The following is a 26,752-nucleotide window of genomic DNA, read 5'->3' as shown; positions in this document are numbered from 1 at the left end:
GTCGACGAGATCGGGAGCGCTCATGCGCGCGTCGCGGGCGTCGCCAGCCGGTCGACGTAAGGGCGCATGAACCGTTCGCGGGGGACCTGGTTCGCCAGCACGCCGCCGTCGGCGACGAGCGAGTGCCCGGTCACGTAGGAGGCCTGCGGCGACGCGAGGAAGACGACCGGTGCGACGATCTCCGCCGCCTGCGCAAACCGGTGCTCGAGGGGGATGTGCTCCTCGTACGACTCGACGAAGGCGTCCCAGTCGAGCGCGAAGTCGCCGGCGAACGGCGTCTCGATCATCCCGGGCGCCACGCTGTTCACGGTGATGCCGTACGCGCCGAGCTCGACCGCGAAGGACTGTGTAAGCAGCTCGAGGCCACCCTTGGCGGCGTTGTACGGCGCAAGGCCTGCCTCGGCCTGCAGGCCGTTCTTCGACGAGATCATGACGACACGACCGGGGCGGCGCTCGTGGATCATGTGCTCCGCGACCCGCTGAGTGAGGAAGAACGGGGCCTCCAGGTCGACCGTCATGGCCGCGCGCCACGACTCACGGGTGACCTCGTTGAAGCGTTGCAGGTGCGCGACGCCGGCGTTGTTGACCAGCACATCCAGCGGACCGCACTGCTCCCACACCCGGTCGACGAAGCCGCGCAAGCCGTCGATTTCGACGAGGTCCTGGGTGTGCCAGCTCCAGGCGGTGCCCTCTTCGTCGAGCGCACCCCGCAGCGCCTTGGGCGCGGGCTTGCCGGGTCGCTCGGACAGGACAAGTTCGTACCCCGCGCGTCCGAAGCCCAGGGCGAGTGCCTGCCCGAGCCCACCGGCCGCCCCGGTGATCAGCACCCGTCGTGCCTGCACGTCGGTCATGTCCTCAGCGCTCCTCGTCCGGGTCCGGTCGCCAGCCGAGCTTGGCGGAGATCTCGTCGGCCGCCTCGCGCACCATCGCCCCGATCTCGGCCGCCCGGTGACCGGGGAAGTTGACCTTGAGGCCGGTGACCGAGATGGCACCCGGGCAGCCGCCGGCGTGGTCATGCAGAGCGACGCCGATGCACAGGATGCCCGCGGCATCCTCTTCGTCGTCCACGGCGAAGCCCCGCGCGCGGATCCGCGCCACCTCGGCAGCCAGACCCTCGGCGGTCGTGATGGTCCGGTCGGTGTGCCGCTCCAACGGCGCCCGCTCCGCGAGCTTCCGCACGGCGTCGTCGGAGAACGAGGCAAGGATCGCCTTCCCGATCCCCGACGAGTGCAACGGCTCGCGCGCACCCATGTTGAGGTTGAAGCGCACCGACGAGGGCCCGTCGATCTGCGCGACGACGACCGCATGCTCCGCGACGCTCATGGCGACCCGCGACGAGAAGCTTGGTGCCCGCGGACAGCCGACGCAGGTACGGGAGGGCGACGTCGGTGAGGGTGACCTGCCGGGTCGCCTGGTGCCCGAGGCGGGCGAGCCCGAGACCGAGCGTGTACCCGCGAGCGAGCCCCTCCCCGTTCGACTCGACCAGCCCGCGCGCCTCGAGGGTCTGCAGGACCGCGAACGCGCTCGACTTCGATGCCCCGATCGCGGCGGCCACCTGCGTGACGGACTGCGGTTGGCTGGCGCCGGCGAGAGCGAAAAGGGTGTCCACCGCGCGGTCGACGGCCTGGACGCGGTAGACGTTGGCCGGACGCGAGTCATCCGCCTGGGTGGCCGCCGCGGTCACTTGCCGATTCCAGCGGTCAGCCCGACGGTGATGTACCGCTCGAAGAGGAAGTAGACGATGAAGCACGGGATGGCCGAGATCATGGCGCCGGCCATCGCCATCCGGACGTCGAACACCTTCAGCGACTCGGCCGTCGCCAGCACGACGCTGATCGTCCGGCTGTCACCCTGGGGAAGGTACAGCAACCCGGTCAGCAGGTCGTTCCAGCAGCCGATGAAGTTCAGCACGCCGATCGTGATCAGCGCCGGCCCTGACATCGGCAGGAACACGCGTGCCAGTGCCCTCGGATAGCTGGCGCCGTCGACGACCGTCGCCTCGAGGAGCTCGTCCGGGATGGACCGGAAGAAGTTCGTCAGGACGAAGATGCTGAACGGAAGGGCCTGGGCGGCGTAGACGACCGCGGTCATCGGGATGTTCCCGATTCCGACCAACCGCGCGATGTTGAAGTACTGCGGGATGATGTACACCTGCCCGGGGACGAGCATGAGCACGACGATCGTCATCAGCAGGGGCTGCGACCCGCGGAACCGGAGCTTGGCGAACGAGAACGCCGCGAGTGTCGCGACGATCGTCGTCACCGCCCCAGAGACCACGCACAGGGTCAGCGAGACCAGGGCGGCCCGTAGGATGCCCGCCTGCAGCACGTGCGTCCAGCCCGCGGTGCTCCACTCGCCGGCGGTGCCGAACGACTGGCGGAGCATGTAGAGCAGGGGTCCCACGGACAGCAGGGCGCCGAGGGCCACCAGTACCCAGGTCACGCGTCGGCGCGCGGCGTGGACCACCTGACCCGGTCGGCTGGGAACGGCGGCGAGCGGGGGTGCCACGAGGGTGTCAGTCGTCATCGGCCTTGGCTCCCGATCGGATGCGGATGATGGTGAAGGTCAGGGTGACGAGGAACAGGACCACGCCGAGTGCGGCGCCTTGCGCGAAGTTGCCGTTCTGGAAGCTCGTCGTGTAGAGCGAGTACTCGATCGTGGTCGACGAGACGCCCGGCCCTCCGGCGGTCATGGTGAAGATGAGCCCGAACAGCTGGGTGGTCACCGCCGACATCGTGATGATCAGGGTCAGCTCGATGTAGCGGCGGGTGTGGGGCAGGATGATGTGCCGCATGAGCTGGTAGCCCTGACTTCGTCGAGGCGGGCGGCCTCGATGACGGTCCCGTCGATCGCCATCATGCCCGTGTAGAGGATGAGCACGTTCATGCCCAGGTAGCCCCAGTTGAACACCGCGATGATCATGACCATCGAGGTGCTGGGCTGCCCGAGCCAGTCCTGGGCGAGCGCGCCCAGTCCCACCGCCTGCAGGATCGAGTTGACCAGGCCACGGCTGGACAGCAGGTAGCCCCAGGCAAGGCCGATGATCACCCAGGAGAGCACGACGGGCAGGAAGTACATCGTGCGGAACGTTCGCGCCCCGCGGACCCCGGTCGACAGCAGGAACGCGATGAACAGCGCGATCGCCACCGCGAACGGCGTCGACGCGACCGCGAGGAGGTTGTTGAAGATGATCCGCCCGAAGTCCGGCGACTGGCCGAGCCCCTGGATGTAGTTGCTCAGTCCGACCCAGTGCGCCTCGGCCCCGTCCCAGTCCGTGAACGAGTAGTAGAACGCCTGTAACGACGGCCAGACCGTGAAGTACCCGAGGATCAGGACCGCCGGGACGACGAACGTCGCCCCCCACCGTGCCTGCGCACGCTTCAACGCGCTCCGACGTCGTGGGCCGGGGGCCGCCGGCTGGCGGCCCGGGGCTGAGGTGCCCGGGGCCGCCAGCACGGATGTCTGCTTCGTCACGGCTGCGGCGCGCCCAGGTTGTAGTTGACCTGCTGGTCCTGCGGCACCTTCTTCGTCGCGGTGTCGACCTGCTTGAGCGCGTCCTCGGGACTGATCTGCCCGGCCAGCGCCTGGTTGAACGCGCTGCCCAATGCCGTGTTGACCGAGGTCGCGACGAAGTTGTCGAACATCGGGACGATCTTCCACTTGTTCGTCTGCGCCTCGGTGATGAGGTCGTTGTTGATCCGGTTCTGGACGGCCACGCCCGGCAGCGACGGCACGGAGCCCGCCTGGGAGATGATCTCCTGACCCTCCTTGCTCACGACGTAGTTGATGAACGTCACCGCGGCGTTCTGGTTCTTGGTGTCCTTGTTCACCGACCACCCGGAGTCAGGGAGCTGGACCAACGTGTTGATCGGCGTGTCGCTCCAGGGCGCCGGCGCCGCGGCCACCTTGTCGCCCAGACCCTCCTGCGCCCACGACCCGTCCCACGAACCGGTCATGTAGAACGCCACGTCACCCTTGAGGAACGCGTCGCGATACCCCTTCCAGGTCATGACGTCCTTGTTCGTGTAGCCCTGGGTCTGCAGGCTGACGTACTTCTTCATCTGGTCCAGGATCTCGGGCGAGCTGTACGGCTTCGTCCCGGCGATGAGCTTGTCCCAGTCGGAGAGCGGGTCGGCCGAGAACATGTAGGTGAAGTCCGGGGCCGCGAAGAACTGCGACGAACCCTGGTCCGAGCCGTACCCGACGCAGGTCTTGCCGGCGGCCTTGATCTTCGCGCAGGCGGCGAACATCTGGTCCCAGGTCGTCGGGACGTCGGTGATCCCGACCGAGCTCAGCACGTCCTTGTTGTAGAGCATCTGGTACAGGCCCTTGGTGATCGGGACCCCGTAGACCTTGGACGTCGTCGTCCCGTCGGGCGAGTAGTAGCTCGCGCCGATCGCATCCAGGGTGGCCTTCGGCACCGCGTTCGTCAGATCGAGGGAGTAGGGCGCGAACTGGCTCTGATAGCCGCCGGGGAACATGCCGAAGACGTCCGGGCCGGTCTTGGAGACGATGGCCGCCTTGAGCATGGCGTAGTAGTTCTGCGCCGGCTGGGCCACGACATTGACCTTGACGTGCGGGTACGCCTTTTCGAACCCGGCGACGAGCGGGGTGAGGTGGGGCGAGCTGTCGATGGCGCCGTAGGCCCACAGGGAGATGCTGCCGGTCGGGTCGCCTGTGGGCGAGGCGGCGGCGCCGGGCGTCCCGGCGCTTCCGCCGGACGTTGAACAGGCGGCCAGCGCGAGCCCTGCGGCCACCAGCGGCGCGAAGACCTTGAAGAGTTTCATGAGCGTCTGCCTTCGGTGTTGGGGGTCAACATTTCGGAGTGCACTACTGCGGGACGTGACGTGGGGAGCTCACGCAAGGGGGGCCTCCCGGCCGGGGTTCACCCCGATGCCGGCGGTGAAGAACCGGGGGTCGGGAACGTGGACCCACGCCCCGTTCTGGGCGATGGAGGCCTCGGCCGCCATCGCTGGCAGCGAGAAGTCGAGCGCCGTGTAGATGTCGATCTCGGGCTGCTCCTCGGCGAGGATGTTCCCGACGAAGTCCTGGATCGGCCACGAGTCCGAGCCCCAGTGCTCGGCGCCCTCCACGGGGTGGGCGTACTTGGCGGGAAGGAACCGGTCGGCGTACTTCTCGATCGACTCCCACTCGTCCTCGGGGCTCTCCCCCACGAGGTGCACGCGGGCGTCCTCCCCCTGGGTCCGGGACGCCTCGTAGGCACCGTTCGTGCCCTGCACCGCGTAGTACTCCATCAGGTGCGGCCGGTTGGACAGGAGGTCGAAACGGATGGACAGCAACCGGCCGGCCGCCGTGCGCATGAGCGTCACGGTCGTGTCCTGCAGGACGTGCTCGGGGTCGGTGTGCCGGCCCGATCCGTGACAGCTCACGGCGACCACCCGGTCGCCCGTCCACTGCAGCAGCGGGCCGAGGGAGTGCGTCGGGTAGGTGTGCCCGTCACGGCCGACCTGCCAGTGGTGCCGCCACGTGGGGCTGCCGTCGGCCGTCGTATGCCACGACTTCATCTCGTGCAGGTACTGGCCCTCGCCGTAGTAGACGTCGCCGAGCAACCCCGCCCGGATCATCTCCCGGATGATCAGGTTGGGCCGGGTGTAGCAGTAGTTCTCGGCCATCCCGTACAGCGCGTTCGAGCGGCGCGTGGCGGCCACCAGTCCTGCCCCTGCTCGAGCGAGACCGCGGCCGGCACCTCCGAGAGGACGTGGACTCCCTGATCGAGCGCCATGACCGCCTGCGGCACGTGGTACTGCTGAGGCGACGCGAGGACGACGAGGTCGCAGCGCTCCAGGAGGCCCTCGAAGGTCGAGCACTGCTCGACGCCACCGTTCTCGCGGACGAACGCCTCGCTCGCGCTCGGCAGCGGGTCGAAGACCGCGCTCAGCGTCGCCTGCTCGGGGATCGCGCGGAGCCCGGCGAGCAGGTGCCCACCGCGCACGGCTCCGGCGATGCCCACACGGATCGGGACGGTCATCACTTGCCTCCAGACGAGGTCACGGCGTCCGCACGGCGCGGCGCCAGAAGCACGGGAAAGAAGGTCGACCAGGCGAGGCGCTCGGCGTCGGACCGGTACTGCGGGACGAAGCCGAGGCGTAGGTACGTCACGACCGCCGGCTGCCGGAAGTCGTCCGTCTCCAGGACGCACGACGTGTACCCACGGGCCGCGACCTGCGCGAGGACCTGCTCGGTCACCACACGTCCAAGCCCTTCCCCGGCCCGGTCGGGGCTCGCCGCGACGTAGTGCAGGTACCCCGCACCCGGGAACCGCTCGGGCAGGTAGCGCTCGGAGGCGGTCGCGATGATCCGCCCTGCGTCCTCGACGACCCATGTGGCCGGCACATCGTCCGCGTCGAGCAGCTCGCGACGCACGCGCTCGAGGCCCCAGTCCTCCTCGCCGTAGGCAGCGAGCATCAGGTCCGCCAGCGCGCCGGCGTCGGCGTCGGTCGCGCGGCGCACGTCGAGGCGCACCGAAGCGCCCAGCTCCACCTCGGGCAGGTCCAGCCGTCCCACGTCGGGAAGGACCATGAACAGCTGCGTCATGCCTGAGCCACCTCGTCGTCGTCATTGGTTCGTCGATGTGGGTCCAGACCCTAGGCGGCGTTCTCTCGAAACCGAAACGGCGTTCTGTCCTGCCGAACCGTCTGGGTCGTCGAGCCGATCCGCACCTACGCTCCCGCCATGGCCGTCAACGATCAGGTGCATGCGGGGCAGGCGCCCCCGACATGGCAGGTCCCCGGGTGGGGTGGGCTGGTGGGCGTCGCGCGCCGCGACATCACGCCGCCGCTCGGCATCCGCATGCGCAACTGGGGCTACGGCGACGCCGACGTCGCCCGGGCCGTCCACCACCCGATCACGCTCACGGCGCTGGCCGTCGACGGGCCCGACGAGGTCGGCACCCAGCTGCTGATCACGGCAGACCTGGGATGGTGGCGGACCCTGGCCGACGAGTGGCAGGTGCGTGGCGCGGTGCTGCGCAGGACAGGACTGCCCGAACGCAACGTCCTGCTGCACCTCACGCACACCCACGCGGGGCCGTCGATCTGCGCGGAGGACGCCGACCTGCCGGGCGGAGAGCACGTCGCCGACTACCTCGCGCTCGTGGCCACGCAGGCCGCCGACGCCGCTCAGGCCGCCATCGCCGACCTCGCGCCGGGCACGCTGCAGTGGGCGCACGGCAGCCACGCCCTGGCCGCCGTGCGCGACGTGACCATTGCCGACCGCGCCCTGCTCGGCTTCGACCCGCGCAGCACGGCCGACGAGACCCTCTTGGTCGGCCGCGTCGCGACGGCGGCCGGTGACGTCAAGGCGATCCTCGTCAACTATGCGTGCCACCCGACGACCCTCGGCTACGACAACGACGCGCTTTCGCCGGACTTCCCCGCCGCGATGCGCGACGTGGTCGAGGCCGCGACCGGCGCAACGTGCCTCTTCCTGCAGGGGGCATCGGGCGACCTCGGTGCGCGGGTGCAGTATGGGAACGACCTCGAGCTCACCGACCGGTACGGCACTGGACTCGGTCACGCCGTGCTGGCCGCGCTCGCCACGCTGGACGCACCCGGCGCCGGGCTGATGTTCGACGGCATCATCGAGTCGGGCTCGCCCCTGGGCATCTGGAGGTCGGCCCCCGCCGAGCTCGACGCCCGGCGGGGCGCGGTGATGCGCGAGGTGCCCGTGCAGATCAAAGAGCTCGCTCCTATCGAGGAGCTGCAGCGCGACTGGGCGGGCATCGATCCGCGTGCGCTCACCGAGCGCGTGCGACGAGCCCAGCGCCTGCGGGCGACCTACGCCGACATGGACGATCCCCACCACCCGGTGTGGGCGTGGCGGTGGGGCGGCGCGATCGTCGTCGCCCATCCCGGCGAGGCGTACTCCGCGCTGCAGGTCCGCCTGCGGGCCCGGTTCCCCGAGCTGGCCGTCGTCGTGCTGAACCTCACGAACGCTCCCGGGTGGGTCTACCTGCCGACCCGCGAGGCCTACGACGACGACCGCTACCAGAGCTGGCAGACCCTGGTGAAGCCAGGTGCACTGGAGGCGGTCACCGACTCGGCGGCCGAACTGATCGAGGAGCTGCACGTGAGCGCGCAGCTGCGGTCGGCCGCCTGGTTCGACGGCGACGACGAGGTGGCGATGCTGCATCGCGTGGCGCTGCCCTCCGCCGACGAGGGCCGCCCGGTCATCGGCATCGCCGACGCCTCATCCGACCTCAACCCCTGCCACTCGCGCCACGACGACATCGCTGCGGCCGTCGCCGACGGGGTCCGCGCGGCCGGTGGCGTCCCGGTGCGGTTCTCGGTCATGTCGCTCGGCGAGGACCTCATGAAGCCCTCGGCGATGCTCTACCGCAACCTCGTCGCGATGGAGATCGAGGAGACCGCGCGGGCCAACCCTCTCGACGGCCTCGTGCTGCTCGCGGGCTGCGACAAGTCCGTACCGGCCGCGCTCATGGCCGCGGCGTCGATCGACCTGCCCGCGCTGCTCGCGCTGGCCGGCGCTCGTGCCGTGGTCCCATTCCAGGGGAGACCCCTGGGCACCGGCACCGACCTGTGGCGCGCCCTCGAACGACGTCGCGCCGGCACCCTCGACGACGCCAGCTGGGGGGATCTCGAACGCTGCCTGGGCTGTGCGGGCGGCGGCACCTGCAACACGATGGGCACCGCCTCCTCGATGGCCGCCCTGACCGAGGCCCTGGGCATGGCGCTGCCCGGCTGGACCGGCATCGACAACGGTGGCGAGGAGATCCTCGACCTGGCGCGCCGCACCGGCCAGGAGGCCGTCGCTCTGGTCCGCGCGGACCTGCCACCCTCTGCCCGCATGACGCAGGGTGCGCTCGACAACGCCCTGCGGCTGCTCGCGGCGATCGGCGGGTCGACCAACGCCGTGGTGCACCTGGCCGCGATCGCCGGACGCCTCGGGCTGGACGCGACGCTGGCCCACGCGGACACCCTGTGGCGCGACATCCCGCTCGTCGTCGACGTCGAACCCTGCGGGCGACGCCTCATCGCCGACTTCCGTGCGGCCGGAGGCGTGGCGACCGTGATGGCGAGCCTGCCCGAGATCTTCGACCTAGACGTCGTCGCGGGCGACGGGACGTCCTGGCGCGAGCTGGCCGGCACGGCCCCGGCGCCGGGCCCGGTCATCCGCCGCTCCGACGACCCGGTCCTCGACGGACCGGTCCTGGCCGCCGTCTTCGGCAACCTCGCCCCGGACGGGGCGGTCGTCAAGGTCGCCGCCGCCACCCCGGAGCTGCTGGCACACGAGGGGACCGCCCTCGTGTTGGAGGACTACGCCACCATGCGCGAGCGCCTCGACGACCCCGACCTCGACGTGCCCGACGACGTCGTGGTCGTGCTGCGCGGCGCCGGTCCGGTCGGCGCGCCAGGGATGCCGGAGTGGGGAGAGACGCCGATCCCTGCGCCCCTGCTCGCCCGAGGCGTCCGCGACGTTGTGCGCGTGACCGACGCGCGGATGAGCGGGACCAGCTTCGGGACGGTTGTCCTGCATGTGGCACCGGAGGCCGCGGTCGGCGGTCCTCTCGCGCTCGTCCGCGACGGTGACCGCATCCGCCTGGATGTCGGCGCCCGCCGGCTCGATGTCCTCGTCGACGACGCGGAGCTCGAGGCCCGGCGCGCAGCGTGGAGCCCCGCACCGTCGCCCCGCTCCGGGGCTGGCCGGCGCTCTACCAGCAACTGGTCCTCCAAGCGCCCGAAGGCTGCGACTTCGAGGTCCTCACCGCACCCACCCCCGCGCACCGCGTGCGCGTCGAACCGACGATCGGCCGCTCGTGATGCGGCCGCCGAACACAGAACGGAGCGCGGGATGACACACCGCCCCCTTACCGGCGTCCTGCCCGTAGTGCAGACACCGTTCACCGACGACGGCGCGATCGACGTTGACGCGCTGGTCACCGAGCTCGACTGGGTGTTCGCCCAGGGAGTCAGCGGCGCGGTGACCGGCATGGTCAGCGAGACGTTGCGGCTGTCGGGCACCGAGCGACGCGAAGTCGCCCGCGTCGTGTGCGAACGGGCCGCCGCCGCGGACCGCGCCGCCATCATCAGCAGCGGCGCGGAATCCACGCACCACGCGGTCCGCCTGGCCGCGCACGCCCAGGAGGTGGGCGCGGACGGTGTCATGGTGATCCCGCCCACGACCACGGCCCTCGACGACCACGACCTCTTCGCGTACTACGCGGCGGTCCTTCGGGCCGTGGACGTCCCCGTCATCGTCCAGGACGCCTCCGGGTACATCGGCCAATCCCTGACCATCGACCTGCAGGCGCGTCTGCTGGACGCCTACGGCGACCGGGTCCTGTTCAAGCCGGAGGCCGCGCCGATCGGTCCGCGGCTGACACTCCTGCGCGAGGCGACCGGCGGCAAGGCCCGCGTGTTCGAGGGCTCCGGCGGAGCCGCGGTCCTCGACTCGTACCGGCGCGGCATCGTCGGCACGATGCCCGGTGCCGAGGTGTGCTGGGCGGTCCAGGCCCTGTGGGAGGCCTGCGAACGCGGCGACTGGGAGACGGCCTACCGGATCTCCGGACCGCTGGCGCTGCTCACGGCGACGCAGGTCTCGGTCGAGACCTACGTGACGATCGAGAAGCACCTCCTGGTCAAGCAGGGCGTGCTGTCGTCGGCTGCGTTGCGCGGGCCGGTCAGCTACACCCTGGACGACGACACCCGCGCCGAGGTGGGCCGGCTGTTCGACCGGCTGGTCGCGGCGGTGCAGCCGTGAGCGCGGGACTCTGGGGACACACCACCAGCGACGGGGCCCGCATCCGAGCGGCCCGCGACGGCGCCCCGGCCACGGGTGTGTGGTCGACGCTCGCCGACACGGCCGTGGCCGAGGTGCTCGCCGCCTCACGCTTCGACTTCGTCGTCGTCGACACCCAGCACGGCCACGTGGCTCTGGCCGATCTGCCCACCGTCCTGCAGGCGCACCGCGCCGGTGGCCGGTCTCCCCTGGTCCGGGTGCCCTCGGACGAGCCGGCGACGCTGATGCGCGCCCTCGACGCCGGCGCCTCGGGCGTCATCGTGCCCATGGTCGAGTCGTCGGCCCAGGCCGCGGCGATCGTCTCGGCGCTCCACTACCCGCCCACGGGAACCCGCAGCTGGGACCCGATGTGGTCCTACGTCTACCCGCCGGCGCCCACGCCGTCCGAGCAGGACGACGCCGTCTTCGTCGCCGTCATGGTCGAGACCGCGGCCGGGCTTGCCGCCGTCGAGGAGATCGCGCGCACGCCAGGAGTGGATGCCGTGTTCGTCGGCCCCAACGACCTGGCCCTGTCCTGCGGCCACGGCCGTGCGACCTACCGAGACGAGCCCGCGATCGAGGCGGCCCTCCAGCGGATCGCGTCCGCATGCACCGCTGCGGGCGCCCTCCCCGGGCTCTACTGCTCCGACTCGCCGATGGTCGAGCACTGGTTCGCCCGAGGGTACGTGTGGGCGAGCGCCGCGTCCGATGCCGGCCTGCTGCGCGACGCCATGCCCTGACCGGGTGCATGGCACTGCCACGACGAAAGCCCCATTTCCTGTTGATGCAGGTAGCGGGCCTTCCTCTGTGAGCCACCCAAGAGAATCGAACTCTTGACGTTCTCAATGCGAAGTAGATCGAAAGGGGCTCGCGGGACGCCTCGGCGCCGGTTCGAGACGTAGGCCGATTTCGAATGGCCGTTCCCATGGGAACCAGACCGAGGCGACCTCCCAGTTGCCGTCTACTCCACGCAAGAGTTCGTTGAGGCGTGCCCGGACGACCTCAGCTTCGCTCTCGCCCTGCGAACCCTGCAGCGTGACCTCGTCCTCGTGTCCGCGGGCGATGAGTTCGTGGCGTGCGATGGACTGGTAGCCGTAGTCCTCCATGACGCGAGTGAGAAGGAATCGTCGCTGAGCCTCGGCGTCGAAGGTACCGGCGCGCAGGCCGACGACGGTCGCGACGGCGGCGGCAACGGTGGAGCCGACGGCGTTCCCCGCTGTGTTCCAACCGCCGTAGGCGACCAGGCGACCGAGGTGCCCGGCCGTCGCGAGTGCTTCGACGAGATCGGGGTCGCCGCCGTTGGGCCATCTGCAGTCCGCCACGGCGACCTGTCGGCCGCCCCCCAGCGCGGACGCCACGGCCTCGACGGTCGCTCCGAGGAAGCTCGGTCCTGGTCCGCTCGGGGCGGGCGCCGTACATGTCGCCACCCTCGGGAGAGGGCGCGTGCACCACGAGCTCGACGTCCGCGCCGTTGTCCGCCAGGCGGCCGCCGGCCGCCTCGATCTGTCGGCGGACGGTCGTGGCCAGCGGGACGTTCTCGAACGGCGCGATCCGGTTGAGTCCCTCAGGCTCGACGCAAGTCACGGTGAAGGTCGTGGCGACGTCGTAGTGTCGGCCGAGCATCCGGGCGGTCATCACGGCAGCCACCTCGTCGGCGCCCGGATAGACGAGCAGGTCATCGTGCGGTCCCAGAAGGGTCCGCCAGTAGTCGACCCAGACCTGCTCGGCAGAGCCGGCCGACATCGGTGCCGTGTCGTCCGCCGTGAGCAAGAGGGTCTCGACCGTCCCAGCGTGCAGGAGGTCGAGGCCGGTGAGGTTCAGGGAGTGGTTGCGCAGCCGTCGTACGGCGAAGTCCCGTCGGACGTCCTGCGGGATCTGCGGGACCTCCGCGGTCGCCGGCCCTTGCCCGAGCCCATCGAGCCATGCTCGATGCGCCTCGGCGCCGAGCGAGTGCAGGAGCCGGCCGTAGTCGGCCCAGTACGCGGGCTCCTCGGCGGCGCTGTTGGAGTCGCTGGCGCGCAGGAACACGTTGAGGGCGCCGAGGCGGAGCTCGGGCAGCTCCTCGTGGATGCGCTCGAGGACTGCGATGCGCTGTAACGCGACGCGCAAGGGGTCGTGGCTGGTCCGAGACGGGATCAGACCGCCGTATCCGAGCATGTCGAGCGAGACGATCGCAGCGTCCAGGGTGTCGCGCGACATGTCCAGCAGCCATGTGCCGATCGCATCGGCATTGCCCGCGGTCCGGTACTTCGGGAGGAGCTGTGCCGGTGGGATGTCCAGCGTTGCGCCCGCGATGGCGGCGACGTCGCGGACCAGCTCGGTGTTGACCGGACGCTCGTCGAGCGGGACCAGGGCGATGCGCATGGCTCTCTTCCAGTGGCGGTGGCGAGGAGGTCAGCCGCCGAGTGGGTGCTGGCGGGCGACCTCGACGGTGAAGACGTAGGAGTAGCGATCGCCCCGGTACAGGGAGACGGCGTGCTCGACCGGACGACCGCGATCGTCCACGGCGATGCGGCTGACCCGGAACACGGCCGAGTACGGCGGGATGCCGAGCTGCGCGGCATCGTCGGGGTCTGCGACTGTCGCGGACACGGAGGTCTCTGCCCGGTCGATCGTGATGCTGTAGCGCTCGCGCAGGACGTCGTAGAGCGACGTCTTCACGTCGTCGGCGTTCAGTCCGGGCACCAGATGTGCGGGGATCTCGCTTCGCTCGAGGCACATTCGCTCGCCGTCCGCGGTGCGTACCCGGTGGACGGAGGCGACGGGCGTACCCGGAGTCAGCTCCAGAAGCGCTGCCAGCTCCGCATCTGCCGCGCGCTGGCTGATCTCGACGCCGAGCGAGCCAGGGACCAGCCCGCGCGATCGCATGTCCTCGGAGAATGAAGTGAGCTCCATGGCTTTCGCGATCCGGTGCGGCCGGACGAAGGTGCCCGAGCCCTGAATGCGGTAGATGACGCTCTCGCCGGCAAGGGAACCGAGGACGCGACGGACGGTCACACGGCTCACATGGAGGGCGTCGGCGAGCTCGCGCTCGGTGGGCAGTTTCGCGTGCGGAGCGAGGCCGCCGTTGATCAGCGCCAGGACGTGGTCACGGACGCGCTCGGACGGACGGGTGTCCCGCTCCAGTCCCAATGTGGTCACCATTGTTGGACCCTTCTCGTCTAGTGGTAGACACCATAGCGGACGAACGGTGATTGGTCGATGCGGACCGATCCGTGTGGACCACCAGGACGCAGGCTGGTGCCGGCGCCAGACACTCTTGACTCGGTCCCGATTGGGGTACACCATGACGCTGTCACTAGCCAGGTTGGTGTAAGCCATTCGTTCTCGCAGGGGTACCATCCTGAACTCACTCGGCTGAAAGGACCCACCTCGATGAAGACCGCAGGCACGATGATGAGCCTCGGACTGGTCGGAACGGCACTATTGCTCGCCGGCTGCGGCCCGGCCGCTGACTCAGGCGGAGCTCTGGGGACTCCACGAACTCCTCGGCGTCCGGAACCGTGACGGTATGGGACTACTACGGCCAGGCCACTCCGCTCAAGAAGTCGATCGCCGAGTTCTCCAAGGCGCACCCGGAGATCACCGTGGACTACCAGGCCTTCGACTACGAGGCGCTGCACTCCAAGTTCCCGGTCTCCGTGGCCGCCGGCCAGGCTCCCGACCTCGCCACCGTCGACATGACGTGGATCCCGTCGTTCGCCGCGAACGGGCTGCTGGGTGATCTGACTGACGTGAGCGACGGCCAGCTCAACGGCACGCCCATGGCCGACCAGTACAGCGCGGGCGCCAACGAGGCCATGCAATTCGACGGGAAGACCGTGGCCGCGCTCTACGACTTCGACGCGTACGCGCTCTTCTACCGGAAGGACGTCCTCGACAAGAAGGGCATCTCGGTCCCGACGACGTGGGACGAGATGCTCAGCGCGTCGGCGAAGATGGCGGAGCGGCCGAGCGCCGGCGAGCAGCCGACGAAGTACGGCTTCGCGGTCCAGCCCGACACGTTCCACTACTCCCAGTACCTCTTCCAGAACGGCGGTTCGATCCTCGACGACGGCTTGAAGAAGGCGGTGTTCAACCAGCCCGCGGGCGTCGCGGCGGCGGACTACATGAAGTCGCTCGTCTCCGACGGCGGCGGCGTGTACTTCCCGGACGCCAGCACGCTCACCGCTGCGATCAAGTCCGAGCAGATCGGGATGTTCGTGAACGGGCCCTACATGATGGGCGTGCTCAAGGCCGCCGTGCCGGAGCAGTCCGGCGACTGGGCGGTGGCGCCCGCTCCTACCGGCAAGCAGCCGGGCAGCTACCTCGGCGGAACTGGTCTGGTCATCCCGACCGGTGCAAAGAACAGTGCGGCAGCCTGGGAGCTGGCGCAGTGGCTGCTGCGACCCGATCAGATGGGGTACGTCTTCACGGAGGCGGGCGCGGCACCGGCGACGAGTGCAGCGCTCGAGCTCCGGCTCTCTCGGCCCCGGACCCGTTCTTCGGGGGCCAGGCGCCGTTCTCGGTCTTCAAGGACGCCATGTCGACGGCGACGCACTTCCCGTATGTCGCGAGAGCGGGGCGACATCGACAGTGCGATCACGGACGGGGTGACCTCCGTCCTGCTCGGCAAGCAGTCGTCGCAGTCGGCGCTCGACACCGCGGCCAAGGCCAGCGACGCGGCGCTGGGCAACTGAGATGACGGGGATCTCGTCGGCGCCACGGGCAACCAGGCGCACCCGCCCTCGGGGCGGGAAGGTCGCGCTGCCGCTGGTGGCGCCGGCGGTGATCCTCACCGTCATCTTCTTCTTCGTGCCGATGATCCTGTCGTTGGTGTGGAGCTTCACCAAGTACAACGGGATGACGCCTCCGACGTGGGTCGGGGCTGCCAACTACGCCTACCTCGCGCAGTCCCCCGAGTTCCGGACTGCCGTCTGGAATACCGCCGTATTCGCTGCCGTCACCATGGTCATCGGCCCCGCACTGGGCCTGGGCGCGGCGCTGCTGTTGAACAGCGGGGTGCGCGCACAAGGGTTCTTCCGCAGCATCTTCTTCCTACCGGTCACGCTGTCGCTGGTCGTGGTCGGCACCATGTGGAAGGTCCTCCTGGCCGACAACGGCTTCATCAACCAGAGCCTCGCGCTCGTCGGTATCCATGGACCGGCCTGGCTCGAAGACCCGTCGACCGCGCTGTTGTCGGTGTCGCTCGCCAGCGTGTGGGCCGGGTTCGGCTTCGAGACCGTGATCTTCCTCGCAGCGCTGCAGAACATCCCGCGGGACCTCTACGAGGCCGCCGCCCTTGATGGCGCCGGACGATCCGCATCGTTCCGGGCGGTGACGTTGCCGGCGCTTCGGCCGACGCTCGTCTTTGTCTACGTCGTGGGCATCATCGGCGCTCTTCAGGTGTACGACCAGATGTTCGTCATGACCCGTGGCGGGCCCCTGAAGTCGACGACGACGATCGTCTACTACCTGATGGACCGGTTCCAGCGCTTCGACCTCGGCACAGCGTCGGCGGCGGCCTACGTTCTCGTCGTCGTGCTCGCGCTGCTCTCGGCGCTCCAGTTCAGCTTCTCCCGGAGGGCCGCGTGAGCACGACGGTCTCGACGAGCGACCGCACCCGGCGGGACGTGAGCACGACGGTCTCGACGAGCGGCCGCACCCGGCGCCACACCGGCACGTTCGTGGTCCTCTGCCTCATCTCTGCCGTGCTCCTGATCCCGGTGGTGTGGACCGTGAGCACCTCGCTGAAGCCGGCCGAAGACGTCTTCTCCGCCGGACTGAACCTCTGGCCCACGCACGCAACGCTCGACGCGTACAAGAACATCTTCAGCAGCGTGCCCTTCGGCAGGTACCTCTTCAACAGTGCCGCCGTGACGATCGCGATCGTCGCCCTGAACGTCGTGTTCGACTCATGTGCCGCCTACGCCTTCGCCAAGCTGCGCTTCCGCGGCAGCTCGCTCATGTTCGGCGCACTCCTGCTCACCCTCATGATCCCGATGCAGGTCAACCTGATCCCGCTGTACCGAATGATGGTGTGGCTCCACAACCAGGTGCCGTTCCTGGGCGCCGACACCCTCCCCGGAATCATCGCGCCATCCATGGTGCAGGTGTTCGGCATCTTCCTGATGCGGCAGTTCTTCGCGTCCATCCCCGACAGCCTCATCGAGGCCGCAAGACTCGACGGCGCCGGCGAGCTCACCATCCTGCGCAAGATCGTGCTGCCGATCGCCCGCCCCGGCATCGCGACCCTCGCGATCTTCACGTTCCTCGGTGCCTGGAACGACTTCCTCTGGCCTCTCATCGTCTCGGCGTCCGACGCCTCGCGAACACTGCCCGTCGGGCTGGCGGCCCTCTCGAACAAGAACACCGTCAACTGGCCGGAGACGATGGCAGGAGCGGTCGTCACGGCACTCCCCATGGTCATCATTTTCCTGCTGCTCCAGCGACAGTTCATCGAAGGACTGGCCGCAGGCTCCGTGAAGGACGTGACGTGATTCCCGACACTGCTCCCGTCGACCTCGACACCATCCTCCAGGGGTTGCGCGACCTCGGGCTCCGCTCCGGAAACCACGTCCTGGTGCACTCGTCCCTTTCCGCGCTCGGGCACGTCGAGGGTGGCGCGCAGACCGTCGTGGACGCGCTGCTCCGCGCGGTCGGGCCCTCGGGAACACTTCTGGTCCCTACCCTGACCGGCACGGAGACCGACGGGCCAGAGCACGACCTCATGTTCGACGTCGCGGCGACCCCGTGCTGGACCGGGGCCGTCGCCGAGACCGCGCGGCGTCGACCCGAAGCGATCCGATCCGCCCATCCCACGCACTCGGTCGCAGCCATCGGAGCCTCCGCGGGCCGGCTCGCAGCAGACCACGAGCAGTGCATCACGCCCTGCGGCGCCGGATCCCCCTACGACAAGCTGGCCGCGGACCCCGACGCCGTGATCCTCCTTCTCGGATGCGACCACGAGTCCAACACCACGCTCCACCACGTCGAGGAGCTCGCCGGCGTCCCCTACCACCTGCAGCGGGACCCCGTCCGCGGGATCGTCCAATTCCCCGACCGGACCGAGGCGCGCGACTACTGGGTTCACGACTGGGGCACCCCTCGACGCTTCAGCGCGATCGAGCCACTCCTGGAGCAGCGAGGACTGCAGACCAAGGGCCAGGTCGCCGGGGCACAGGCGCGCCTGATCCCCGCCGGACCCCTCGTGGCGCTGGGCCTCGACGTCCTTCGCGCGGATCCTTCGTACTTCATCGCGAGAACGGCATCAGCATGACGACGGCGCTGAGCGCACGACCAGCGCCCGACATCGCAGAGCGCGGAGAGCCCGCATGGTGACCGTCCTCGGCATCGACGCCGGACAGTCCGGCTCAAGGCTGCGACTGCACGTGCCCGGCGCCGAGGGGACGTCCTGGACGAGTGCGGGGATACCGCCTGGAATGACGCCACTTCACGCGATGACCGGTCCACTCCTCGAGAGCGCGGTCCGAGGTGTCCGTGATTCGAGCGTGGAGAGGCCCGACGTGGTCGTCGCCGGCCTCAGTGGCTTCCACGGAGGCGCAGCCGACGCCGCCGAAGCTCTTGGCGCCTGGCGAGAGGCGCTGGGTGTTCGTCGGCTCAGCCTGACCGATGATGCCGTCACGTCGTATCTCGGCGCCCTGGGCGACACGCCCGGCGTCGTGGTCGCGGCGGGAACCGGGGTCGCGGTTCTCGCCTCGAGCGGAACGACCTCGATCCGGGTGAACGGATGGGGTCCGACCCTCGGCGACGAAGGTGGGGGCTACTGGATCGGACAGAAAGGGCTTCGAAGCGCCTACCGATGGCTCGACGGGCGAGGCGGATCAGAGCGACTCGCTGCCGAAGCCCGAGCGAGGTTCGGCGCGCTCACGAATCTGCCGGGCGACCTCGCCGCGTCAGCCGACCGCGTGGCGATGATCGCCTCGTTCGCCCGCGGCGTCGCAGCCGCCGCCCACGAATCCGACGCAGAGGCAAACAGGATCTGGGCCGAGGCAGGAGGAGCTCGCCGGGGCCGTGCTGACCGCTCTACGGAGAGTCGGCGAGACCGAAGCCGGGCTGGCAGATGGTGCGCGGGTCTCGTGGAACGGGTCCCTGTTCGATGCCGGCGACCTACTGCTCGTGCCGTTCCACGAAGCGATCCGCGCCGCACTCCCAGATGCCCAGATCGTCGGGCCGCAGTCGGACTCCCTGCACGGGGCACTGGAACTGACCAGAGATGACGTCATCACACGCTTCGGTGCCCTCATCGACACCGCCGACATCGGAAGAGGTCCCTCATGCTGAAGCTCCCGTTCGGTTCCGTGGTCGTGTCCTGCCAGGCATCGCACGACAGCCCAATGGCGGGACCTCACTTCATGGCCGCATTCGCGCGCGCGGCGGAGCGGCGGAGCGAGCGGCTTCAGGGCAGAAGGAGCCGCCGACGTCGAGGCGATCCGTCAGATCTCGACCCTTCCGATCATCGGGATCACCAAGCGGAAGTCCGGCACAGGATCGGTTGTCATCACCCCGACCTTTGCCGACGCCGCCGCGGTGGTCGCCGCCGGTTCCGATCTGGTCGCGCTCGACGCCACGAGACGCCCTCGGCCGCACGGCGAGCCACTGCCTGACCTGGTTCGACGCATCCACGAAGAAGCTCGGTGTGCAGGTCCTGGGCGACATCGACTCCGTCGACTCCGGCCTGCTAGCGCTCAAGGCGGGCGTCGACGCGCTGGCCACGACATTGTCGGGATACACCGACGGGCCGGTCCCCGAGGAGCCGGACCTGGACCTGGTCCGGGACCTGGTCGCACTCGACGCGTGCGCCGTCGTCGCCGAGGGGCGCATCAGTCGCATAGACCACGTCGCGGCGGCATTCGCGCTCGGTGCCCACGCCGTCGTGATCGGCGGTGCGATCACCGACCCGGTGCAGCTCACCCGGCGCTTCGTCACCGGGGCTCAGCACGCAGTCGCGGGGCTCGCTCCTGCTCTGTAATCGAGTCCGGATGCAACCTCCGAAGCGCGAAGCCTCACGAAGTCGTTGACGCCCGACTCGCCGAAGTTGGTGCTGTCGTCCGCGGGGACGTGCGCCGAAGGAAGACCAGCGCAGGGAAGCTCACCGCAATGACGGGCTCAACGAAGCGCTGGAGTACAGGTTGAAATGCGTCCTGCACGATCCGTCGTCCCACAGGTCGACGCTGATGTGGCCACCCAAAGCCGAACCGCTTGGCGTCTCGAGGACGCCTTCGAGGTGGACCGTGTCCATGACAGCCTCCGCTGCCGGACGTCGGCGCCCATGCTGGTGGTTCATGTGTGACCTCGTCGACCGCGACGGCAACGCCGCCGACGGTGCCTGTCACTGGAGGCGTCCGAGGTCCAGACCGTCAGGGCGCCGATCATCCCCGTCGACCCCTACCCGAGATCAGGCTGAACTCCTGCGCGCGGTGGCCGACGCCCAGCGGGCCAACGGCTGACGTAGCTGGCTAACGCCTTGGTGAGGACTCGCCCGCAAGTCTCGGGCAAGCGAGAACGGGAGACCAAGTCGAAGCGGTGCGGGGAAACGCACCGGACACACCCACAGGTATCTAGCCTTGCACGGACTGCTCATAGCGTTTCGATGACCTTCTCACCCTGCATGAGATGTCATGCCACTCTCCGGCAGGCCATCGCGAACGTCTCTGCAGGTCAGGGGGCTGCGCGCTACTGAGGAGGGGACTCACGAGCCCTTCAAACGCTCCGTCGTGGCTACCACTTGGCACCCAGATTGGCACCCGACGGTCGTTGCGGCCGGCCACGCCCAAGGGCCCCGGACTAGCGTTTCCGCTGGTCAGGGGCCTTCGAGGGTGAGCCGCCTTGGAGAATCGAACTCCAGACCTTCTCATTACGAGTGAGACGCTCTGCCGACTGGCTAAGGCGGCGTCGTCGCGGTCCGGGGACCTCGGCGAGCGCGCCAACTGTACCCGCACGACCCCGCCCGCTCCAAAGCGAGCCTCAGCCGGTCGGCCGCCCGGGCAGGCAGGCGAGGGCGGCGGCTCCGATCGCGACCACGTCCTCCAGCAGGGCCGCCTGCACGTCGGGCATCCGACCGACGGCCCACCTGCGCCACGACGCGCCCGCGTGGGTGCCGACGAACCCGGCGACCGCGCCCGCGAGCGCGGGGACGACCGGCGGTGCGCCGACCCGGCGCGCGAGCATCACCGCAGCGGTCGCGCCGGCGATCGCGCGGAGCCCGGCGCCGCCGTGGGCCAACCTGCTGGGTGCGGTCGGCAAGCTGTCGCCGACCAGCTCGCCGACGATCGAGGTGGCCGCACCCACGCGGACGACCCGGCGCCCGCCGCCGGTCAGCGTCGCAGACCCCGGGCCCAGCGATGCGCGGGCACCCGACGCCCAGCCGACGAGCAGCGATCGCACGACCAGCCCGGCGCTCAGTCTCTCGGTGACAGCCATGCCGCCACCGTCACCTGGAAGCCGTCGATCGGCAACTCGAGGACGTCCTCAGCAGTGCGTGTCCGGCGCCGGCGCATCGCCACCGAGCAGGTAGGTGTCGACGGCCTTGGTGACGCAGTCGTTGGACGCGCCATAGGCGGTGTGGCCCTCGCCCTTGTAGGTCAGGAGGACGCCGCTCGAGAGCAGTGCGGCCATCTTCTGGGCCCAGGGGTAGGGGGTGGCCGGGTCGTTCGTGGTGCCGATGACGACGATCGGGGGCGCGCCCTGCGCCGAGAAGTCGGTCAGCTCGGGGGCCGACGGGACCGGCCACTTCGCGCAGAGCGTCTCTCCGTACCCGAAGTAGCGGCCGACCGTCGGCGCCACCGCATCGATCTGCGCGGCCTCGGCGCGCATCGCGTCGAAGTCCGGCGTCGGGTCGTTGGGGTGGTCGACGCAGCTGATCGCGTTGAAGGCGTCGATCATGTTCGAGCTGTACGCCCCGTCGGCCTGCCGGTCCGCGTAGAAGTCCGCGAGCTCGAGCAGGACCGTGCCGTCGCCCTTGTGGATGGCCCCCTGCAGCGCCTGGGTGAGGTACGGCCACCAGCTTGGAGTAGAGCGGCTGGGCGATGCCCAGGAACGCCAGGGCACCCGTCACCTCGCGGTCCGTGCTGGTGGGCAGGGGGTTGGTGCGCGCACGGTCGAGCAGGCGACGGACCTGGTCGAGACCGTGGTCGACCGATCCCGTCAGCGGACAGTCGCTGCCCGCCTGGCAGTCCGCGACGTACGCCCGCAGGGCACCCTCGAAGCCGGCCGCCTGACCCTCGGACACTTCGTCGCTGGTCAGCGTCGGCGGCAGCGCGCCGTCGAGGACCATCTTGGCGACCGTCGTCGGGAAGAGCGCCGCGTACGTGGCGCCGAGCTCGGTGCCGTACGAGAAGCCGAGGTAGTGCAGCTGGTCGTCACCCAGCGCCGCACGCAGGATGTCGAGGTCGCGGGCCGCGCTGATCGTGTCGACGTGCGCGAGCGCGGGACCGGTCTTCTTCAGGCACGCTGCGCCGTACTCGCCGTAGATGTCGATCACGTGCTGGATGCCCGCGTCGGTCGAGTAGTCGGGGTCGAACGCGAGCAGCTTGTCGGTTCCCGGGCCGTCCAGGCAGGTGATCGGCTTCGAGCGCTGCACACCGCGCGGGTCGAAGGCGACCAGGTCGTAGTGCTTCTGGACGTCCTTGCTGATCCGGTCCTTGGCACCCTTGAGGAAGTCCACGCCCGACGCCCCGGGCCCGCCCGGGTTGATGAGCAGCGAGCCGATCGGGTCGTCGTCCGTGGCACGGGACCGCGCGAGCGCGATGCCGATCGAACCGCCGGCGGGGTTCGCGTAGTCCACGGGCACCTGGGCCGTGGCGCACTCGCCGGCGTCGCACGACGACCACTCGAGCGCCTGGTCGTAGAACGCCGCGAGCGGGCCGGCCGACACCGACGGCGCGGCCGCGGCGGGCGTCGAGATGGTCGTCTGGTTCTTCGGGGCCACGCAGCCGGACAGCAGGAGGCCGAGGCCGACGAGCGTCGCGACGGCGGCGGCGAGACGGCGCGGCCCGCGCGGTCGGCGGTCGTTCGCGTCGCGTCGGGGCGCGGCGGGGTGAGCGATCGACGGCAGCATGCCCACACGGTAGCCGTCGCGGCTGGACGGCCCGTGGGAGTCTCGCGGAGATTGCTGGGAGACCCGCCCGGTCCTACGACGCGCGTCCAGGCCGTCAGCCCTGCGGGCGCAGGGCCACGGCCATCGCCTCGACCGCGAGCAGCGGCGCGACGTTGCCGCCCAACCGGGTGCGCGCCTGACCGACCGCGTCCATCCGCCGCAGCGTCTGCTCGGCGGTGCTCGACTCCGCGAGCGCGCGCACCGACGCCTCGTGCTCCACGTTGACCAGCTCGACGCCCGCGCCGAGCTGCACCACGAGCACGTCCCGGTAGAGCGAGAGAAGGTCCACCATCGCGCGGTCGAGCACGTCGCGCTGCGCACGGGTCGCGCGCCGCTTCTGCTCCTCCTCGAGCTGCTTGACCTGGGCGCGCAGCGACGGTGGCAAGGTCGCGGCTCCCTCGGCGCCCATGGCGTGCAGCAGCTCGGCGCGTTCGTGCGCGTCGCGCTCCTCCGTCGCCGCCTTGGCGTCGGCCTGCGCGGTCTCGACGAGCTCCCCGGCGGCGAGCACGGCGTCGCCGACGCCACGGATCTTGGCGGCGATGCCCAGAACCGCCGACCGTCGGGCACGCGCCTGCGGGTCGCGCGCGAGCCGACGGGCGATGCCGACGTGGCTCTGGGCCGCGCGCGCGGTGATGACGGCGACGGCCGGGTCGATCCCGTCGCGCGACACGAGCAGCGCCGCGACCGCGTCGACCGGCGGGACCCGCAGGGCCACGCTGCGGCAGCGCGACCGGATGGTCACCAGCACGTCCTCCTGGCTGGGCGCGCACAGCAGCCATACCGTGCGGCCTGCCGGCTCCTCGATCGCCTTGAGGAGCGCGTTCCCGCTGGTGTCGTTGAGGCGGTCGGCGTCCTCGATGATGATCACGCGGAAGCGCCCCTGCGCCGGGCTGCGCTGGGCGAGCTCGACCAGCGGCCGCGCGGTCTCGGCCCGGATGAAGACGCCCTCGGTCGCGACGACCGTGACGTCCGGGTGCAGACCGCGCAACGTCGTCGTGCAGTCGTGGCAGACCCCGCAGCCGCCGGTCGCGCACTGCAGCGCCGCCGCGAACGCGCGGGCGGCGTTGGAGCGACCGGACCCCGGCGGGCCCGTGAGCAGCCAGGCGTGCGTCATGGCCGACGGGTCCGAGATGGCGGTCCGCAGCACCTCGACTGCGGGCTCCTGCCCGACGACGTCGTCCCAGACGCTGGTCACGCGAGGCTCCTGCCCGAGGGGACGTCGCCGAGGGCCGTGACCCGCGCTCGGATCGCCTCCGCGAGGTCGTCCACGGGCCGCGTGGCGTCGAGCACGAGCCAGCGGCCGGGATCGGCGCTCGCACGCGTCAGGAACGCCGCACGGGTCCGGCGGTGGAACTCGTCCCCCGCACGTTCGAGCCGGTCGGGCTCACCCGTCAGCCGTGCTCGCCCCGCGACCGGGTCGAGGTCGAGCAGCACCGTGAGCGCCGGAAGCAGGCCGTCGACGGCCCACATCGAGAGGCGTTCGACCTCATCGGCACCCAGGTCCCGCCCGCTGCCCTGGTAGGCCACCGACGAGTCGAGGTACCGGTCGGTGACGACGACGGCCCCGCGCGCGAGGGCAGGCCGGACCACCGATGCGACGTGGTGCGCGCGGTCGGTGGCGTAGAGGAGGGCCTCCGTCCGCGCGTCGACGTGGTCGCCGTGCAGGACCGCGTCGCGGAGCTGGACGCCCAGGTCGGTGCCGCCCGGCTCGCGCGTCAGGACGACCTCACGGCCGAGCCCCCGCAGCCACGCACCCAGAAGGCGGGCCTGGGTGGACTTGCCGGCGCCGTCGCCGCCCTCGAAGGAGACGAACAACCCGTGGGGGCTGGAGGTCGGCGAAGGCTCGGTCACGTGCGTCAGGGTAGCCGCCGCCGGGGACACTCACTCCCCCGGGTAGACCACCCCGACCTGCGCCCGGACGGCGTCCATCGTGCGCATGACCTCGAGCGTGTTGTCCCACGTCATGCGGGGGCTCTCGACCTCGCCGAGCGCGACCCGCCGCGCGACCTCGGCGGCCTCGAACTGCAGACCCTTGACGCCGGGCTTCTCGAACGTCCAGACGCGGCCGTCCAGACGCTGCACCCGGAACGATGTGGTCCCGTAGAAGTCGCCCGCGACGCTGATGCGTCCCTCGGTGCCGGAGATCTCGGCGGTCGTCGGCGACTTCGCCCACAGGGTCGTCATGAGGGTGGCCTGCGTGCGCTCGCCGTACGTGAGGGCGATCGAGATCTGCCCGTCGACACCGGTCTGCGTCAGCTGGCCCACCGCCTGGATCGAGTCCGGCACCCCGAGGAAGTCGTGCGCGAACGAAACCGGGTACACCCCGAGGTCGAGGAGCGCGCCCCCGGCCAGGTTGGGGTCGAACAGGCGGCTCTTCGGATCGAACGCGAAGTGCTGGCCGTGGTCGGCCGAGATGTTGATGATCTCGCCGATCTCACCGGCGTCGACGACCTGGTGGAGCGCGTCGACGTGCGGCAGGAACCGCGTCCACATCGCCTCCATGACGAACACGCCCGGCAGCTCGGGCCGCCGCGAAGATCTCCTCCGCCTCGGCGGCGTTGCGCGTGAAGGCCTTCTCGACGAGCACGTGCTTGCCCGCCGCGATCGCCAGCAGCGCGTGCTCGCGGTGCTCCGAGTGCGGTGTGGCGACGTAGACGGCGTCCACCCGCTCGTCCTCGACCAGCTGGCGGTAGCCGACGTGCACCGTCGGGATCCCGTGCGCGGTCGCGAACTTCTTCGCGCGGTCGCCGTTGCGCGAGCCGACGGCGACGAGCTGCGCACGGGTGTGCGAGTTGACCGCCGACGCGAAGACGGCGGCGATCCCGCCGGCACCGAGGATGCCCCAGCGGATCGGAGGTGCGGTGCGGGGGTCCTCGGTACGTGCCATGGCGACAACCTAGCGCGCACCGCCGGGGCTGTCCGCCGGGCCCGCCTCCACGTGACGTCCGTCGACCTCAGGGCGCCCGGAGCGGTTGACCGTGTCGATCCGTGAACCTCCACCGTCCGCCGTCGTCGCGACGGATCTCGATGCCGGCGTCGTGGACGCTCTCGTGGTGCGCCCAGCAGAGCAGGCACCCGGTCTCGACGTTGGTCTCACCACTGTCACGCACCCAGTGCTCGACGTGGTGGATCTCCGACATCGCGGGCGGCGCGTCACAGCCCGGGTACCGGCAGTGCAGGTCACGCGCGATGATCGCCCGGCGCTTGTGCCCGCCGTAGGTCCGCTCCGTACGCCCGACGTTGAGCACCTGCGACTGATCGGCCAGGTCCAGGAACTCGCGCTCGTCGGCCTCCCGGTAGCCGCGTTCGTCGGCCGCAGGATCGGCACGCGCAGCCCAGCGCCGAGCGAGCATCCGCAGCCGGCCCACCGGCAGCTCTCGCGCGTGGTCGACCAGGAACCCCTCACCGCAGTCCTCCGCCGACGCGCTCAGCGCCGACCGCCGGGCGGGCGTCGTGGTCACGGATGCCAGGGCATGCGCCGACTCGAGACCGATCACGCCCTCGACCGCGGCGCCGGCCGCGATCGGCAGGTCGTCCCGGAACGCCCGGCCGAGGGTGACCATCCGCCGCGCCTGGCCGTGCGACAGGCGTCCCGTCGCCGCGACCCACGACGTGATCGACCCCCCACCGCCGTCGAGCGCCCACCACCCGTCGGCCTCGACGACCGGCACGAGTCGCGCGGCGACGGCCGAGAGCCGACCTGCCAACATCAGTGCCTCGCGCACGGCACCCGCGGCGTCGGCACCGTCGAGACGCCCGGCAACCGTCGGGTCGGCCAGGCCCGCGAGCGCCTCGACCGAGGCTGCCAGCTCGGCCAGCACGCCGTGGACCGGGTGGCTCGGCGTCGGAGGGCCGGACGCGTTCGTCGTCGAGTTCGTCACGCGCACACCCCCTGGC

General features: G+C 70.4%; 24 protein-coding genes, 1 tRNA gene and 6 pseudogenes. 10 read left to right on the top strand and 21 right to left on the bottom strand.

The genetic code is table 11. The features are described from left to right. Positions 1–20 precede the first annotated feature (20 nt). The 10 genes and pseudogenes from AC38ZX_RS01640 to AC38ZX_RS01595 form a co-directional block, all read right to left on the bottom strand. A complete protein-coding gene (locus AC38ZX_RS01640) occupies positions 21–851 on the bottom strand; it encodes an SDR family NAD(P)-dependent oxidoreductase (protein ID WP_491296092.1) in 831 nt (276 codons plus the stop codon). A 4-nt stretch (positions 852–855) separates the two neighbouring features. Beyond that, positions 856–1,323: an IclR family transcriptional regulator gene (locus AC38ZX_RS01635; protein WP_491296090.1), complete on the bottom strand. Its 468-nt coding sequence runs from the start codon at positions 1,321–1,323 to the stop codon at positions 856–858. Between the two features lie 208 nt (positions 1,324–1,531). Further along, positions 1,532–1,609, bottom strand: a pseudogene (locus AC38ZX_RS01630) (hypothetical protein); the annotation flags it as partial. Between the two features lie 71 nt (positions 1,610–1,680). Next, positions 1,681–2,526: a carbohydrate ABC transporter permease gene (locus tag AC38ZX_RS01625; protein WP_491296088.1), complete on the bottom strand. Its 846-nt coding sequence runs from the start codon at positions 2,524–2,526 to the stop codon at positions 1,681–1,683. After that, positions 2,516–2,794 (bottom strand): carbohydrate ABC transporter permease, encoded by a 279-nt coding sequence (locus AC38ZX_RS01620; RefSeq protein WP_491296086.1) that lies wholly within the window; start codon positions 2,792–2,794, stop codon positions 2,516–2,518. Before AC38ZX_RS01620 ends, AC38ZX_RS01625 begins: the two co-directional genes overlap by 11 nt. Continuing rightward, positions 2,749–3,474, bottom strand: coding sequence for a carbohydrate ABC transporter permease (locus AC38ZX_RS01615; protein WP_491296084.1), 726 nt, complete (start codon positions 3,472–3,474; stop codon positions 2,749–2,751). The genes AC38ZX_RS01620 and AC38ZX_RS01615 overlap by 46 nt, the downstream gene beginning before the upstream one ends. Next, positions 3,471–4,787: an ABC transporter substrate-binding protein gene (locus AC38ZX_RS01610; RefSeq protein ID WP_491296083.1), complete on the bottom strand. Its 1,317-nt coding sequence runs from the start codon at positions 4,785–4,787 to the stop codon at positions 3,471–3,473. Before AC38ZX_RS01610 ends, AC38ZX_RS01615 begins: the two co-directional genes overlap by 4 nt. 69 nt (positions 4,788–4,856) lie before the next feature. Next, positions 4,857–5,669, bottom strand: coding sequence for a Gfo/Idh/MocA family protein (locus tag AC38ZX_RS01605; protein WP_491296082.1), 813 nt, complete (start codon positions 5,667–5,669; stop codon positions 4,857–4,859). Then, positions 5,597–5,989: a Gfo/Idh/MocA family protein gene (locus AC38ZX_RS01600; RefSeq protein ID WP_491296081.1), complete on the bottom strand. Its 393-nt coding sequence runs from the start codon at positions 5,987–5,989 to the stop codon at positions 5,597–5,599. Before AC38ZX_RS01600 ends, AC38ZX_RS01605 begins: the two co-directional genes overlap by 73 nt. After that, positions 5,989–6,555 (bottom strand): GNAT family N-acetyltransferase, encoded by a 567-nt coding sequence (locus tag AC38ZX_RS01595; RefSeq protein ID WP_491296080.1) that lies wholly within the window; start codon positions 6,553–6,555, stop codon positions 5,989–5,991. Before AC38ZX_RS01595 ends, AC38ZX_RS01600 begins: the two co-directional genes overlap by 1 nt. A gap of 138 nt (positions 6,556–6,693) precedes the next feature. Here AC38ZX_RS01595 and AC38ZX_RS01590 point away from each other — a divergent pair, with 138 nt between their 5' ends. Continuing rightward, complete coding sequence (locus AC38ZX_RS01590) at positions 6,694–10,740, top strand: dihydroxy-acid dehydratase (protein ID WP_491296079.1); 4,047 nt, start codon at positions 6,694–6,696, stop codon at positions 10,738–10,740. Then, on the top strand, positions 10,737–11,498 hold the full coding sequence (locus AC38ZX_RS01585; RefSeq protein WP_491296078.1) for an HpcH/HpaI aldolase family protein: 762 nt from the start codon (positions 10,737–10,739) through the stop codon (positions 11,496–11,498). The genes AC38ZX_RS01590 and AC38ZX_RS01585 overlap by 4 nt, the downstream gene beginning before the upstream one ends. A gap of 102 nt (positions 11,499–11,600) precedes the next feature. On the opposite strand, the gene AC38ZX_RS01580 is transcribed toward AC38ZX_RS01585, so the two are convergent. The 3 genes and pseudogenes from AC38ZX_RS01580 to AC38ZX_RS01570 form a co-directional block, all read right to left on the bottom strand. Further along, the gene (locus AC38ZX_RS01580; protein WP_491297275.1) at positions 11,601–12,080 is read right to left on the bottom strand and encodes a DUF4127 family protein; all 480 of its coding nucleotides are present in this window, start codon (positions 12,078–12,080) and stop codon (positions 11,601–11,603) included. Positions 12,081–12,189: 109 nt separating this feature from the next. Further along, positions 12,190–13,122, bottom strand: a pseudogene (locus tag AC38ZX_RS01575) (DUF4127 family protein); the annotation flags it as partial. A gap of 30 nt (positions 13,123–13,152) precedes the next feature. Further along, complete coding sequence (locus tag AC38ZX_RS01570) at positions 13,153–13,902, bottom strand: GntR family transcriptional regulator (protein WP_491296077.1); 750 nt, start codon at positions 13,900–13,902, stop codon at positions 13,153–13,155. Between the two features lie 359 nt (positions 13,903–14,261). On the opposite strand from AC38ZX_RS01570, the gene AC38ZX_RS01565 reads away from it, so the two are divergent. The 8 genes and pseudogenes from AC38ZX_RS01565 to AC38ZX_RS01530 all read left to right on the top strand — a co-directional run bounded on the left by AC38ZX_RS01565 (position 14,262) and on the right by AC38ZX_RS01530 (position 19,729). Next, complete coding sequence (locus tag AC38ZX_RS01565; protein ID WP_491296076.1) at positions 14,262–15,437, top strand: ABC transporter substrate-binding protein; 1,176 nt, start codon at positions 14,262–14,264, stop codon at positions 15,435–15,437. A 1-nt stretch (position 15,438) separates the two neighbouring features. Then, entirely contained in the window at positions 15,439–16,332 is an 894-nt protein-coding gene (locus tag AC38ZX_RS01560; protein WP_491296075.1) for a carbohydrate ABC transporter permease, read from the top strand. Continuing rightward, positions 16,329–17,237, top strand: a complete 909-nt coding sequence (locus AC38ZX_RS01555) for a carbohydrate ABC transporter permease (protein ID WP_491296074.1) — start codon at positions 16,329–16,331, stop codon at positions 17,235–17,237. The genes AC38ZX_RS01560 and AC38ZX_RS01555 overlap by 4 nt, the downstream gene beginning before the upstream one ends. Next, complete coding sequence (locus AC38ZX_RS01550) at positions 17,234–18,016, top strand: AAC(3) family N-acetyltransferase (protein ID WP_491296073.1); 783 nt, start codon at positions 17,234–17,236, stop codon at positions 18,014–18,016. Before AC38ZX_RS01555 ends, AC38ZX_RS01550 begins: the two co-directional genes overlap by 4 nt. 55 nt (positions 18,017–18,071) lie before the next feature. Next, positions 18,072–18,692 (top strand): annotated as a pseudogene (locus AC38ZX_RS01545) (BadF/BadG/BcrA/BcrD ATPase family protein); the annotation flags it as partial. Between the two features lie 79 nt (positions 18,693–18,771). Next, positions 18,772–19,041 (top strand): hypothetical protein, encoded by a 270-nt coding sequence (locus tag AC38ZX_RS01540; protein WP_491297557.1) that lies wholly within the window; start codon positions 18,772–18,774, stop codon positions 19,039–19,041. Positions 19,042–19,185: 144 nt separating this feature from the next. Continuing rightward, positions 19,186–19,341: pseudogene (locus AC38ZX_RS01535) on the top strand (N-acetylmannosamine-6-phosphate 2-epimerase); the annotation flags it as partial. 55 nt (positions 19,342–19,396) lie between these two features. Continuing rightward, the gene (locus tag AC38ZX_RS01530) at positions 19,397–19,729 is read left to right on the top strand and encodes a hypothetical protein (protein WP_491296072.1); all 333 of its coding nucleotides are present in this window, start codon (positions 19,397–19,399) and stop codon (positions 19,727–19,729) included. Positions 19,730–20,579: 850 nt separating this feature from the next. Here the strand turns inward: AC38ZX_RS01530 and AC38ZX_RS01525 are convergent. From AC38ZX_RS01525 to AC38ZX_RS01490, 8 genes and pseudogenes are all read right to left on the bottom strand, one after another. Further along, positions 20,580–20,651 (bottom strand) — tRNA-Thr (locus AC38ZX_RS01525). Between the two features lie 73 nt (positions 20,652–20,724). Then, positions 20,725–21,180 carry a hypothetical protein gene (locus AC38ZX_RS01520; RefSeq protein ID WP_491296071.1) on the bottom strand — a complete coding sequence of 152 codons (456 nt, stop codon included), beginning with the start codon at positions 21,178–21,180 and terminating at the stop codon, positions 20,725–20,727. A gap of 48 nt (positions 21,181–21,228) precedes the next feature. Then, on the bottom strand, positions 21,229–21,573 hold the full coding sequence (locus AC38ZX_RS01515) for an alpha/beta hydrolase (RefSeq protein WP_491297274.1): 345 nt from the start codon (positions 21,571–21,573) through the stop codon (positions 21,229–21,231). Positions 21,574–21,916: 343 nt separating this feature from the next. Then, positions 21,917–22,816, bottom strand: a pseudogene (locus AC38ZX_RS01510) (alpha/beta fold hydrolase); the annotation flags it as partial. Between the two features lie 94 nt (positions 22,817–22,910). After that, positions 22,911–24,050: a DNA polymerase III subunit delta' gene (locus AC38ZX_RS01505; RefSeq protein ID WP_426594147.1), complete on the bottom strand. Its 1,140-nt coding sequence runs from the start codon at positions 24,048–24,050 to the stop codon at positions 22,911–22,913. Continuing rightward, positions 24,047–24,706 carry a dTMP kinase gene (tmk, locus tag AC38ZX_RS01500; protein ID WP_426594145.1) on the bottom strand — a complete coding sequence of 220 codons (660 nt, stop codon included), beginning with the start codon at positions 24,704–24,706 and terminating at the stop codon, positions 24,047–24,049. The genes AC38ZX_RS01505 and tmk overlap by 4 nt, the downstream gene beginning before the upstream one ends. 30 nt (positions 24,707–24,736) lie before the next feature. Further along, positions 24,737–25,742: pseudogene (locus tag AC38ZX_RS01495) on the bottom strand (Gfo/Idh/MocA family protein). Positions 25,743–25,809: 67 nt separating this feature from the next. Beyond that, positions 25,810–26,736, bottom strand: a complete 927-nt coding sequence (locus AC38ZX_RS01490; RefSeq protein ID WP_491296069.1) for an HNH endonuclease signature motif containing protein — start codon at positions 26,734–26,736, stop codon at positions 25,810–25,812. Positions 26,737–26,752: the final 16 nt, after the last annotated feature.

This window comes from Cellulomonas sp. McL0606 (assembly GCF_058248365.1).
Note: the sequence above shows the minus strand (reverse complement) of the source record. Positions and strands in the feature narration are given on the sequence as shown.

Coding starts and splice junctions, on each gene's coding strand:
- AC38ZX_RS01640 (WP_491296092.1), bottom strand. CDS start 851: ATGACCGACGTGCAGGCACGACGGGTGCTGATCACCGGGGCGGCCGGT.
- AC38ZX_RS01635 (WP_491296090.1), bottom strand. CDS start 1,323: ATGAGCGTCGCGGAGCATGCGGTCGTCGTCGCGCAGATCGACGGGCCC.
- AC38ZX_RS01625 (WP_491296088.1), bottom strand. CDS start 2,526: ATGACGACTGACACCCTCGTGGCACCCCCGCTCGCCGCCGTTCCCAGC.
- AC38ZX_RS01620 (WP_491296086.1), bottom strand. CDS start 2,794: ATGCGGCACATCATCCTGCCCCACACCCGCCGCTACATCGAGCTGACC.
- AC38ZX_RS01610 (WP_491296083.1), bottom strand. CDS start 4,787: ATGAAACTCTTCAAGGTCTTCGCGCCGCTGGTGGCCGCAGGGCTCGCG.
- AC38ZX_RS01600 (WP_491296081.1), bottom strand. CDS start 5,989: ATGACCGTCCCGATCCGTGTGGGCATCGCCGGAGCCGTGCGCGGTGGG.
- AC38ZX_RS01595 (WP_491296080.1), bottom strand. CDS start 6,555: ATGACGCAGCTGTTCATGGTCCTTCCCGACGTGGGACGGCTGGACCTG.
- AC38ZX_RS01590 (WP_491296079.1), top strand. CDS start 6,694: ATGGCCGTCAACGATCAGGTGCATGCGGGGCAGGCGCCCCCGACATGG.
- AC38ZX_RS01570 (WP_491296077.1), bottom strand. CDS start 13,902: ATGGTGACCACATTGGGACTGGAGCGGGACACCCGTCCGTCCGAGCGC.
- AC38ZX_RS01560 (WP_491296075.1), top strand. CDS start 15,439: ATGACGGGGATCTCGTCGGCGCCACGGGCAACCAGGCGCACCCGCCCT.
- AC38ZX_RS01520 (WP_491296071.1), bottom strand. CDS start 21,180: ATGGCTGTCACCGAGAGACTGAGCGCCGGGCTGGTCGTGCGATCGCTG.
- AC38ZX_RS01515 (WP_491297274.1), bottom strand. CDS start 21,573: ATGCGCGCCGAGGCCGCGCAGATCGATGCGGTGGCGCCGACGGTCGGC.